11 protein-coding genes and 1 pseudogene are annotated in these 11,130 nt (G+C 70.9%); 8 read left to right on the top strand and 4 right to left on the bottom strand.

What is annotated here, in order from left to right:
* From ACIOGX_RS26265 to ACIOGX_RS26250, 4 genes and pseudogenes are all read right to left on the bottom strand, one after another.
* Positions 1-389 (bottom strand): annotated as a pseudogene (locus ACIOGX_RS26265) (2-oxoglutarate ferredoxin oxidoreductase subunit alpha); the annotation flags it as partial.
* Between the two features lie 272 nt (positions 390-661).
* On the bottom strand, positions 662-1,321 hold the full coding sequence (locus ACIOGX_RS26260; protein ID WP_383974890.1) for a response regulator: 660 nt from the start codon (positions 1,319-1,321) through the stop codon (positions 662-664).
* A 230-nt stretch (positions 1,322-1,551) separates the two neighbouring features.
* On the bottom strand, positions 1,552-2,865 hold the full coding sequence (locus ACIOGX_RS26255) for a sensor histidine kinase (protein ID WP_401916654.1): 1,314 nt from the start codon (positions 2,863-2,865) through the stop codon (positions 1,552-1,554).
* A gap of 233 nt (positions 2,866-3,098) precedes the next feature.
* On the bottom strand, positions 3,099-4,277 hold the full coding sequence (locus ACIOGX_RS26250) for a sensor domain-containing protein (RefSeq protein WP_356518701.1): 1,179 nt from the start codon (positions 4,275-4,277) through the stop codon (positions 3,099-3,101).
* A 169-nt stretch (positions 4,278-4,446) separates the two neighbouring features.
* Here ACIOGX_RS26250 and ACIOGX_RS26245 point away from each other — a divergent pair, with 169 nt between their 5' ends.
* From ACIOGX_RS26245 to ACIOGX_RS26210, 8 genes are read left to right on the top strand one after another with little or no spacing between them, the layout of a single operon-like run.
* On the top strand, positions 4,447-4,869 hold the full coding sequence (locus tag ACIOGX_RS26245) for an NADH-quinone oxidoreductase subunit A (RefSeq protein ID WP_383974887.1): 423 nt from the start codon (positions 4,447-4,449) through the stop codon (positions 4,867-4,869).
* Complete coding sequence (locus tag ACIOGX_RS26240; protein WP_401916651.1) at positions 4,860-5,549, top strand: NADH-quinone oxidoreductase subunit B; 690 nt, start codon at positions 4,860-4,862, stop codon at positions 5,547-5,549. Before ACIOGX_RS26245 ends, ACIOGX_RS26240 begins: the two co-directional genes overlap by 10 nt.
* Positions 5,546-6,538, top strand: a complete 993-nt coding sequence (locus ACIOGX_RS26235; protein WP_401916648.1) for an NADH-quinone oxidoreductase subunit C — start codon at positions 5,546-5,548, stop codon at positions 6,536-6,538. The genes ACIOGX_RS26240 and ACIOGX_RS26235 overlap by 4 nt, the downstream gene beginning before the upstream one ends.
* Positions 6,535-7,503 (top strand): complex I subunit 1 family protein, encoded by a 969-nt coding sequence (locus ACIOGX_RS26230; protein WP_356518699.1) that lies wholly within the window; start codon positions 6,535-6,537, stop codon positions 7,501-7,503. The genes ACIOGX_RS26235 and ACIOGX_RS26230 overlap by 4 nt, the downstream gene beginning before the upstream one ends.
* Positions 7,503-8,063 (top strand): NADH-quinone oxidoreductase subunit I, encoded by a 561-nt coding sequence (locus tag ACIOGX_RS26225; protein ID WP_129771778.1) that lies wholly within the window; start codon positions 7,503-7,505, stop codon positions 8,061-8,063. Before ACIOGX_RS26230 ends, ACIOGX_RS26225 begins: the two co-directional genes overlap by 1 nt.
* Complete coding sequence (locus tag ACIOGX_RS26220) at positions 8,060-8,722, top strand: NADH-quinone oxidoreductase subunit J (RefSeq protein WP_401916644.1); 663 nt, start codon at positions 8,060-8,062, stop codon at positions 8,720-8,722. The genes ACIOGX_RS26225 and ACIOGX_RS26220 overlap by 4 nt, the downstream gene beginning before the upstream one ends.
* On the top strand, positions 8,722-9,111 hold the full coding sequence (nuoK, locus tag ACIOGX_RS26215; protein WP_383974870.1) for an NADH-quinone oxidoreductase subunit NuoK: 390 nt from the start codon (positions 8,722-8,724) through the stop codon (positions 9,109-9,111). The genes ACIOGX_RS26220 and nuoK overlap by 1 nt, the downstream gene beginning before the upstream one ends.
* Positions 9,108-11,117, top strand: coding sequence for an NADH-quinone oxidoreductase subunit L (locus ACIOGX_RS26210; protein WP_401916641.1), 2,010 nt, complete (start codon positions 9,108-9,110; stop codon positions 11,115-11,117). Before nuoK ends, ACIOGX_RS26210 begins: the two co-directional genes overlap by 4 nt.
* Positions 11,118-11,130: the final 13 nt, after the last annotated feature.

The following is an 11,130-nucleotide window of genomic DNA, read 5'->3' as shown; positions in this document are numbered from 1 at the left end:
TTCAACGCCGCCGGGTTCATCGCCACCAGCACATTCGGCGCATCCCCAGGCGTCAGGATGTCATGATCCGCGAAGTGCAGCTGGAACGACGACACCCCCGGCAACGTCCCGGCAGGAGCCCTGATCTCCGCCGGGAAGTTCGGCAACGTCGACAGATCATTCCCGAACGACGCCGTCTCCGACGTGAACCGGTCACCCGTCAGCTGCATCCCATCACCCGAGTCACCCGCGAAGCGGATGATGACCCGGTCCAGACGACGGACTTCCTTCTCGCCTGTGCCCTCCTGTACGGACGCGGGGGCGCGCTGGTCACCGACGGCGCGATCGCTTTCGCTCGCGTCACCGGCTCCATCGGCCTGCTCGGCTGGGCTACTGACCTGGCTGGTCACTGAACTGGACCTCCCTCGGGCGGCGGCTCGGGACCGGCCGGCCGCCCGGCAGTCCCCGAGGCCACCCTACGTCGGTAAGGGTCGCCTTCCCTTGACCGATCGAATACTGGACGCCAGTTTGAGGCATCCTCGAGTATTGATTTGTCGCTATTTGCCCATCCCTGGTCGAATTGGGCAGGTCGTTCCGCCCTCATCCTTTGGGTCTAGGGCTTTCGTCCCATCGCGTACCCGCGGGTGCGGCTGACGGGGCGACAGGCAGGTTCTTCCCCCGGTCAGGACCTCAGATAGGTCAGCACGGCCAGCACCCGGCGGTGATCCCCGTCACTAGGGGAAAGCCCGAGCTTCAGAAAGATATTGCTGACGTGTTTCTCGACCGCGCCATCGCTCACGACCAGCTGCTTGGCGACCGCGGAGTTCGTCCGTCCCTCGGCCATCAGCCCGAGGACCTCGCGCTCGCGGGGCGTCAGCCCCGCCAGTACGTCCTGCTTCCGGCTACGGCCCAGCAGCTGGGCGACGACCTCGGGGTCCAGCGCGGTCCCGCCCCTGGCCACCCGTACGACCGCGTCCACGAACTCCCTGACCTCGGCCACCCGGTCCTTCAGCAGATAGCCCACGCCCCGGCTGCTGCCGGCCAGCAGCTCCGTGGCGTACTGCTCCTCGACGTACTGCGAGAGCACCAGCACCCCGACCCCCGGATGGTCCCGGCGCAGCCGCACGGCGGCTCGTACCCCCTCGTCGGTGTGGGTCGGCGGCATCCGCACGTCCGCGACCACCACATCCGGCAGCGCGTCCTGGTCCGCGAGATCATCCACGGTCTTGATGAGCGCTTCCCCGTCACCGACACCGGCGACGACATCGTGCCCGCGGTCGGTCAGCAGCCGGGTCAGGCCCTCCCGAAGCAGCACTGAGTCCTCGGCGATGACGACCCGCACTCTGTCCTCCACCACGATGCAGTAGCCCCCATAGATGAGATCTGTCCCCTGTGTCCTCCAGCATCCCAGTATTCGGATCGCTCCGCGCCCACCTGCCAGGAAATACGGGACCGGCGCCCGGCGAGAGCCCGCCCCGCTCGCCCCGCGTCGGCCCCGCTCGCCCCGCTTGCGCCTGCCCCGCTTGCGCCCGCCCCGCTCCGCCCGCCCCGTGTCAGTCCGCCCGCCCCGCGTCAGCCGCGCCAGGGCAGCTCCGCCGTCACCGTCGTCGGACCCCCGGCCGGGGAATCGATGACCAGGACCCCGTCCACCGCGTCCAGCCGGTCCGTCAGCCCGGCCAGACCGCTGCCGGCCGTCCTGTCCGCCCCACCCCTGCCGTCGTCCGTGACCTGGAGCATCAGCCGGTCCCGCGTCTGCCACACCTCCACCGTCGCCCGGCTCGCCCTGGCGTGCTTGCTGATGTTCTGGAGCAGCTCGGAGACCGTGAAGTAGGCGATCCCCTCGATCGCGGCGGCCGGCCGGTACGGGAGATCGACCTCCACCTCCACCGGGACCGTGCAGCGGGAGGCGATGGCGGAGAGCGCCGCGTCCAGCCCGCGGTCGGTCAGCACGGCCGGATGGATGCCGCGTGCCAGATCGCGCAGCTCCTGGAGCGCCGTCTTCACCTCGCCGTGCGCCTCGCCGACCATGCGCGCCGCGGCCTCCGGGTCCTCCGCCAGCTTCTCCTTCGCCAGCCCCAGATCCATGGCCAGGGCCACCAGCCGGGCCTGCGCGCCATCGTGCAGATCGCGTTCGATACGGCGCAGATCGGCGGCGGCCGTGTCGACCACGACCCCCCGGTCCGACTCCAGCTCCGAGACCCGGGTGGCCAGCCGGGACGGGCCGAGCAGCCCGGTCACCAGCAGCCGGTCCACGGTCGTCAGGGCCCGGATCAGCCAGGGGGAGAAGAGCACCAGCACCAGCCCCACCACTGAGGTGGCGGCTATCTCGACCGGCGAGTCCAGAAAGAAGCCCTCCCCCGTGCTGTCGCTGTAGATCGCGATACCCGACTGGTCGAGATGACCGGCGAACACCCCGTGCCACAGCGGGTACGAGAACAGCCCCCAGCCCACGGCCCAGAAAGTCACGGACACCACGAACGCGAACAGCGCCCAGGGGAAATGCAGGATCGCGTAGAGCAGATGGCGCCAGGACACCCCGCTCTTCAGCACCGCGCCGACCCAGGACATCAGCCCGCTCTTCGCGCCACGGGCCGGTGCCGGATCCCGCACATCGAGCCCCAGCAGCCCCCGCGCCCGCGTCCGCTCCAGCATGCCGAAGCCGCGGCAGCCGGCCAGCCCCACCGCCAGCACGGGCACGCCGAGGAAGGTGATCAGCAGTCCCGCTCCGAGCACGATGGTCGCCATCGCGTAGCCGAACAGCACCGCGCTGATCGGCAGGCTGAGCAGCAGATAGCCGAACTCGCGCCAGGCGCGCCCCTCGAACGGGGCGCGCAGGGCCGGCGGAAAGAGGTGGGGCCGCGACGGCGATCCGTAATCCAGGGCCATGGGTGGGGTCCGTTCTGCGAGCGGGCTGAGGGGGTCAGGGCTGAGGGTCAGGAGGAGGGTCAGGAGAAGGGTCAGGAGGAGGGGAGCGGGGTGCCTGCTTCCCTGTCCTCCCTGTCTCTTCCCTGTCCTCCATGCTCCCGGGGCCGCGGCGCCCGCACCATGAGGCCGGTCTCAGTCTTCACCCTGGGGTTTTCCCCACCCCCGGGGTGTGGCCGCGCCCGCCCCGGGCCCGGTCAGCCCTTTCCGCGCCGCCGCCAGGGCAGCTCCGCCGTGACGATCGTCGGCCCGCCGGCCGGGGATTCCAGGACGAACAGACCGTCGACCGCGCCGAGCCGCTCGGACAGCCCGGACATGCCCGTACCACCGTCCAGCCGCGCGCCCCCGCGCCCGTCGTCCTGCACCTGGATCAGCAGCCGGTCGTCCCGCCGCCACACCTCCACCGACGCCGTCCGCGCCGCACTGTGCTTGCTGACGTTCTGGAGCAGCTCGGAGACCGTGAAATACGCGATGCCCTCGATCGCCTCCGCGGGCCGCTCGGCCAGATCCACGGTCACCTTCACCGGGACCGTGCAGCGGGAGGCGATGGCGGAGAGCGCCGCGTCCAGCCCGCGGTCGGTGAGCACGGCCGGATGGATGCCGCGCGCCAGATCGCGCAGCTCCTGCAACGCGAGCTTCACCTCGCCGTGCGCCTCGTCCACCATGCTCGCCGCCGTCGCCGGGTCCTCCAGCAGCTTCTCCTTGGCGAGACCGAGCCCCATGGCCAGGGCCACCAGCCGGGCCTGCGCGCCGTCGTGCAGATCGCGTTCGATACGGCGCAGATCGGCGGCGGCCGTGTCGACCACCACCCCCCGGTCCGACTCCAGCTCCGCGATCCGCCGCTCCAGCTCGTCGGAGGGCGAGAGCAGCGCCCGCACCATCGCCCGGTCGACATTGCCGAGCCCGCGCGCCACATAGGGGAGGACCGGCCAGAACGCGACGAGACCGGTCAGCGTGACGGCGAACGTCAGCACACCCCAGGGCAGCCGGATGAACTCGTACAGCACGGTCCGCCAGGCCACCGGATCCTTCAGCCCGGCCCATATGCGGCCGAGAAGCCCGTCGGGGCGCCGGCCCGGCCCGTGCAGCGGACTCGGCTCGTCGATCCGTACCCCGAGCAGCGCCCGCGCCCGCGCCCGCTCCGCCCGGCCGAGCAGCCGCGCCCCCGCGAGCCCGCAGACCAGCCACGGCAGCCCGATCACCGTCACCGAGAGCCCCGCACCGGTGGTGACCGTGACCACCACATAGACGAAACCGACCAGCGAAGCCGGAAGGTTCACCAGGAGATGCGCGATCTCCTTCCAGGTGTGCGGGTCGAACCCGAAGCGCACGGGCGGCGGACGATCATCGTCGGGAAGGCTGCTGCTCACGGTCATAAGGACCAAGCCTGCATGGAGCGGATGGCACGCGCCATGGGGTGGCTCGGCCAGGCGAAGTAGGGATAACCCCACTATGCGGGACGCGGCTGCTTACCAAGTCTTTAACAGGGCCTAGACTCCCGTCCGTACAGATCGTCGAAACACATCGTCGTAGAAGTCGAAGAAGCTGCTACGAGTCAGGGAGCGAGGGGCGGACGTGTCGCAACCGACCGTTCTCGCGTCGGACTACTTCCAGAGCTATTCAGTGGTCGGGCTGCTCGCGGTGGTCGGCGTGCTGTTCGTCGCCGTCGCCTTCGGGGCGGGCCGGCTGCTGCGGCCGGTGGTGCCGACGCCGGAGAAACTGCTCACCTACGAATGCGGTGTGGACCCCGTGGGCGAGGGCTGGGCCCACACCCAGGTCCGCTACTACGTCTACGCGTTCCTCTATGTGATCTTCGCCGTCGACTCGATCTTCCTGTTCCCCTGGGCGACCGTCTTCGCCGCCCCCGGCTACGGGGCCACGACGCTGGTCGAGATGTTCATCTTCCTCGGCTTCCTGGCCGTAGGACTGCTCTACGCATGGAAGAAGGGCGTCCTGGAATGGACGTGACCCCCACTCCCGCTCCCGCACCCGGACTCCTGCCGATCGTGTCCGCCGGAACCGGGAACGCGACCGAAGGCGACAACGCGACCGAAGGCGACACCGCGACCGGAAGCGGCAAACGGCTCGGTGTGCTCTCCCGGCTGGCGCCGCAGCCCATGAAGGTCGTCCTCAACTGGGGCCGCCGCTACAGCCTCTGGGTCTTCAACTTCGGCCTCGCCTGCTGCGCCATCGAGTTCATCGCCGCCTCCATGGCCCGGCACGACTTCATCCGGCTCGGAGTGATCCCCTTCGCCCCCGGACCGCGCCAGGCCGACCTGATGGTCGTCTCCGGCACCGTCACGGACAAGATGGCGCCCGCCGTGAAGCGGCTGTACGAGCAGATGCCCGAGCCCAAGTACGTGATCTCCTTCGGCGCCTGCTCCAACTGCGGCGGCCCGTACTGGGACTCCTACTCCGTCACGAAGGGCGTCGACCAGATCATCCCGGTCGACGTCTACGTACCGGGCTGCCCGCCCCGTCCCGAGGCGCTGCTCCAGGGCATCCTGAAGCTCCAGGAGAAGATCGCCCGCGAATCGCTCGGCGAGCGCTACGCCTCGGCGGGCCGGCCCTCGGCCGCCGCGCTGCGCAGCGGACTGGTCACCCCGCCACCGCCGCCGGCCCCGAAGCCGGGGGAGGACGCTTCGTGAACGCGCACGACGACGATGTGAACGCGCACGACGACGTGCACGCGCACGACGATGACGTGCACGCGTACGACCGGCTGCCGGACGCCGCCGCCGAGATCTTCGGCGAGGGGGCAACGGCCGAGCGGGCGTACGACCTGCTGACGGTCGATGTCCCCGCCGAGTCCTGGATCCCCGCCCTCGAAACCGCCCGTGACCAACTGGGCTGCACCTACTTCGACTGGCTGAGCGCGGTCGACGAGCCGGGCACCGGCTTCCGCGTCTGCGCCCATGTCGTCGCCCTGGAGGGCGGTACGGTCCGCCGGCTGCTGGTCCGTACGACCGTCCCGCACGACGCGGCCGTCCTGCCCACCGCCGTCGGGGTCTACGCGGGCGCGGGCTGGCACGAGCGCGAGACGCACGAGATGTTCGGCGTCTCCTTCTCCGGCCATCCTCATCTCGTTCCCCTCCTTCTCCCCGAGGAGTTCGAGGGGCACCCGCTGCGCAAGGACTTCGTCCTGGCGGCCCGCGTCGTCAAGGCGTGGCCGGGTGCGAAGGAGCCGGGGGAGTCCGAGCACGGCGGCCCCAAGCGGCGCCAGATGCTCCCGCCCGGTGTCCCCGACCCGAACGAGTGGGGCCCGCTCAAGGGACAGTTGCCCCCGGCCCCCGCCCGGCCCGCCCGTGGGGCACGCGCGGCGGGCGCCGGAGGCGCGGCTCCCGGCGGCGCGACGGGCGACCGCCCCGTACGCCGCGCGCGCAGCGTCACGCAGGGCTCGGCGAGCCAGCAGCCGGAGGGCACGACCCCGGACGCGCCATGGCGCAAACCGCCTCCGAGCGAGAACCCCCCGAGCGAGAACCCCCCGAGCCAGAACCCTCCGAGCCAGAACCCCCAGAGCGACAGCCCCGAGAACGACAGCCCCCCGAGCGAGAGCCCCGAGAACGACAGCCCCCCGAGCGAGAGCCCCGAGAACGACAGCCCCGAGAGCGACCGCCGCCCCGAAGGAGACGCGTGAACGACGTACTCGACGTCGCCCTCCGGCTGGTCGTCGTCTTCGCCGTGTTCCTGGTCGTTCCCCTCGTCGTCGGCCAGACCGAGCACAAGGTGATGGCCCATATGCAGGGCCGTCTCGGCCCCATGCACGCGGGCGGCTTCCACGGCTGGGCCCAACTCGTCGCGGACGGGGTGAAGTTCGCGCAGAAGGAGGACGTGGTCCCGGCCAACGCCGACCGCCGTATCTTCCAACTCGCCCCGGCCGTCGCCCTTCTCCCGTACCTCCTCGTGCTGGTCGCGATCCCCGTCGGTCCCAGCGAGGGCGCGGTCGGCCAGGTCGTCGACGCGGGCATCTTCTTCGTGCTCGCCGTGATGGGCATCGGGGTGCTCGGCTCGCTCATGGCGGGCTGGGCCTCCGCCAACAAGTTCTCCCTCCTCGGCGGCCTGCGGACCGCCGCGCAACTGCTCGCGTACGAGCTGCCGATGCTGCTCGCCGCCGCCTCCGTCGCGATGGCGGCCGGCACTGTCTCGCTGCCCGGCATCCTCAACGCCTTCGAGTGGTGGTGGCTGCCCTGGCAGATCGTCGGTGCCCTGGTCTTCTTCGTCGCGGGTCTCGCGGAACTCCAGCGACCGCCCTTCGACATGCCGGTCGCCGACTCCGAGATCATCTTCGGCGCCTACACCGAATACACGGGCCTGCGCTTCGCGCTCTTCCTGCTCGCCGAGTACGCGGGCATCGTCGTCCTCTGCGCACTGACCACCGTCCTCTTCCTGGGCGGCTGGCACGGTCCGCTCGGCGCCGAAGGACTCGGCTGGGTCTGGACCCTCCTCAAGACGGCCGTGCTCGCGTTCGTGGTCATCTGGCTGCGCGTGAGCTACCCACGGCTGCGCGAGGACCAGTTGCAGAAGCTCGCCTGGACCGTTCTCATCCCCCTCGCCCTCGCGCAGATCGCGCTCACCGGCATCGTGAAGGTGGCGATCAACTAGTGGCCCCCTCGTTTCCCGGCTCCGGCCTGGCCAAGGGCCTGGCCGTCACCCTGCGGACGATGACCAGGAAGACCGTCACCCACCAGTACCCGGAGACGCAGCCCGAACTCCCGCCCCGCACCCGGGGCGTGATCGGACTGTTCGAGGAGAACTGCACGGTCTGCATGCTCTGCGCCCGTGAGTGCCCCGACTGGTGCATCTATATCGACTCCCACAAGGAGACGGTCCCGGCCGCCGTCCCCGGTGGCCGCGAGCGCAGCCGCAATGTCCTCGACCGGTTCGCGATCGACTTCGCGCTCTGCATGTACTGCGGTATCTGCATCGAGGTCTGTCCTTTCGACGCTCTCTTCTGGTCGCCGGAGTTCGAGTACGCGGAGACGGACATCCGTGAGCTCACCCACGAGCGGGACAAGCTCCGCGAGTGGATGTGGACGGTGCCCGCGCCGCCCGCCCTCGACCCGGCCGCCGAGGAGCCGAAGGAGCTGGGCGCCGCCCGCAAGACCGCCGAGAAGCTGGCGACGGCGGCGCAGCGGGAGCGGGAACAGGAGGCGGGCGAGTGAGCCTCGCAGCGCACGGCTTCCTGTCGCCCAGCGGGGTCGAGATCGCCTTCCTCCTCGTCGGTCTGGTCACCTTCGGCGCGGCCCTCGTGACCGTCACGACCAGACAGCTGGTGCACGCCGCCCTCTGGCTGGTCGTCACGCTCGGCGGTCTGGCCGTCGAATATCTGCTGCTCACGGCGGAGTTCATCGCCTGGGTGCAGGTCCTGATCTATCTCGGTTCCGTGGTGGTCCTCCTCCTCTTCGGGCTCATGCTCACCAAGGCGCCCATCGGCCGCTCCCCGGACGCCGATTCGGCCAACCGCCCGGTCGCCCTCGCGGTCGCCGTCGTCGCGGCCGTGTCCCTGGTCTGGGTGGTCGTCGACGCGTTCCGTACGACCTGGATCGACCTGGACGGGCCGGCCCAGGGCTCCACCGAGGTGACCGGCCACTTCCTGTTCCGCAACTGGGTGCTGCCCTTCGAAGCGCTCTCCGTGCTCCTGCTGGCCGCACTCGTCGGCGCGATCGTGCTCTCCCGCAAACGCGACGCGACCGCGAAGAAGAGCGCCGCGAGCAACAGCGCCGCGAGCAACAGCGCCACGAAGAGCAGCGCCTCGAAGAACTGCGCCTCGAAGAACAGCACCGCCGCCAGGAACAGCCGCAGCGGTAAGGAGCAGCGCTGATGCATCTCGCCTATCCCGCCGTGCTCGCGGCCCTCCTGTTCTGCACCGGGCTGTACGGAGTGCTCGCGCGACGCAACGCGATCCTCGTCCTGATGTCCGTCGAGCTGATGCTCAACGCCGTCAACCTCAACCTGGTCGCCTTCGACGTCTGGCTCCGCGACACCCTGCACGCCGGCCAGGCGCTCACCCTCTTCGTCATCGCCATCGCCGCCGCGGAGATCGGCATCGGCCTGGCGATCGTCCTGATGGTCTACCGCAACCGCGGCACCTCGGACATCGACAGACTCCGCGACACCGCGGAAGGCCCCGGCAGCCCCGACAGCCCCGGGGGCGCCGGGCCGGAAGCGACCGACGCCGCCCCGGCACAGAAGGCTGAGGCCACCGCGTGACCACCACGACCCTCGCCGTCCTCGTCCCCCTCCTGCCCTTCCTGGGCGCCGTCGCCGGGCTGCTGCTCGGCCGCGTCTCGCCCGGGTTCGTACGCCCGCTGGCCATCCTGCCGACCCTGGCGGCCGCGGCGTTCGCCATCGCCGTGGCCGTACGCCAGGGCGGCGGCGACGGCGACGGGAAGGCACCGCTGGACGCCGCGACCCAGCTCACCCCCACCGGCTCGGTCCCCATCGACCTCGCCCTGCACATCGACGGCTTCGCGGCCCTGGTCGCCGTCCTCGTCGGCGTCGTCGCGTCGTGCGTGCAGATCTACTCGACGGGCTATCTGCGCGGCGACGCGCGCTACCCCTCGTACGCGGCTCTGGTCTCGCTCTTCACCTCCGCCATGCTGCTCGTCGTCTACTCCGGCGATCTGATGGTGCTGCTGGTCGGCTGGGAGATCATGGGCATCTGCTCGTACTTCCTCGTCGGCCACTACTGGGAGACACCCGAGGCGCGCGCGGCCTCCCTCAAGGCCTTCCTCATCACCAAGCTCGGCGATGTCCCCTTCCTGATCGGGCTGTTCGCGCTCGCCTCCGACGCCGGGACGTTCCGCATCACCGGTGTGCTGAAGACCGTCGCCGACGGCGGCCTCGACCACCCCACGCTGATCGCACTGCTGCTGCTCGCGGGCGTGGCCGGAAAGTCCGCGCAGTTCCCGCTGCACACCTGGCTGCCCGACGCGATGGCGGGCCCCACCCCCGTCTCCGCGCTGATCCACGCCGCGACGATGGTCGCCGCCGGTATCTACTTCGTGGCCCGGCTCCTCCCCGTCTTCGCCGCCTCGGCCGCCGCCCTGGTGGTGCTCGCCGTGATGGCCGCGATCACGATGGTCGGCTCGGCGCTCGCCGCCCTCGCGCAGGACGACATCAAGCGGGTCCTCGCCTACTCGACCATCGGCCAACTCGGCTATATGTCGGGCGCCCTGGCCGTGGGCGACCGGGGCGCGGCCGTCTTCCATCTCATCGCGCACGGCGCGTTCAAAGCGCTCCTCTTCCTCGGCGCGGGCGTGATCATCCACGCCGCCGGCACCAACTCACTGGCCGCCATGTCCCGGATGCGCGGCCTCGCGCAGCGCATCCCCGACGCCTACTGGACGGTGACGGTCGCCCTGCTCGCGCTCGCCGCGATCCCTCCCTTCGTCGGCTTCTTCTCCAAGGAGTCCGTCCTCGTCGCCGCCGAGCACACGGCCCTCGGCGAATCCGGCGGCGCCGCCCCGGGGGCCGCGGGCTGGACCGTACTGATCGCCGGACTGCTCACCGCCCTCCTCACCGCCGCCTACGCGGCCCGCCTCTGGCTGCTGGCCTTCCGCGGCCGGGGCGCCGAGGTCCCCGACTACGGCAAGCAGCCCCTCGCCATGAACGCCGTCCTGTGGGTGCTCGCCATTCCCTCCATCGCCCTCGGCCTGGCCATCGGCTATCTCCCCGGCTGGTTCGACGGACACAGCCTCGCCCCGAACCTCACCACGTCCGTCCTGGGCACGGGCGTCGCGCTCGTCGGCGGTCTGCTCACCTACGGCTGCTGGCGGCACACCTCGGCGCTGGCCTCCCGCACGCCGATCGGGGCCGTCGTCGCCCACCCCGACACGGAGCCCGCCCTCGCGGAGCGGGAAGCCATCGAGATCCACACCCGGGTGTACGGCTCCATCGCGGGCGCCCCCGACCCCGCGGACCCCGCCCGCCTCCTGCTGGGGCCGCTCCACCGCCACGCGGCGGTCGGCTTCCACCTCGACGCCGTCTACCACCGTCTGTTCGTACGCCCCGTCCTGGCAGCCGCCCAGCTGGTGCGCTTCCTCGACCGCGAGGTCGTCGACACGTACGTACGCGCCGCGGGCACCGGCACCGGCTGGCTCGGCGCCGCCGTACGCCGCGCCCAGACCGGGAACGTGCAGACCTACCTCAGCGCCCTGCTGGCCGGCTCCGTCGTCCTGGCGATCGCCGCCGTACTCGTCGCCGCCGGAGCGTGAGCCGTGATCGATA

The organism is Streptomyces sp. NPDC088147 (assembly GCF_044741565.1).
Classification (GTDB): Bacteria; Actinomycetota; Actinomycetes; order Streptomycetales; family Streptomycetaceae; genus Streptomyces.
Note: the sequence above shows the minus strand (reverse complement) of the source record. Positions and strands in the feature narration are given on the sequence as shown.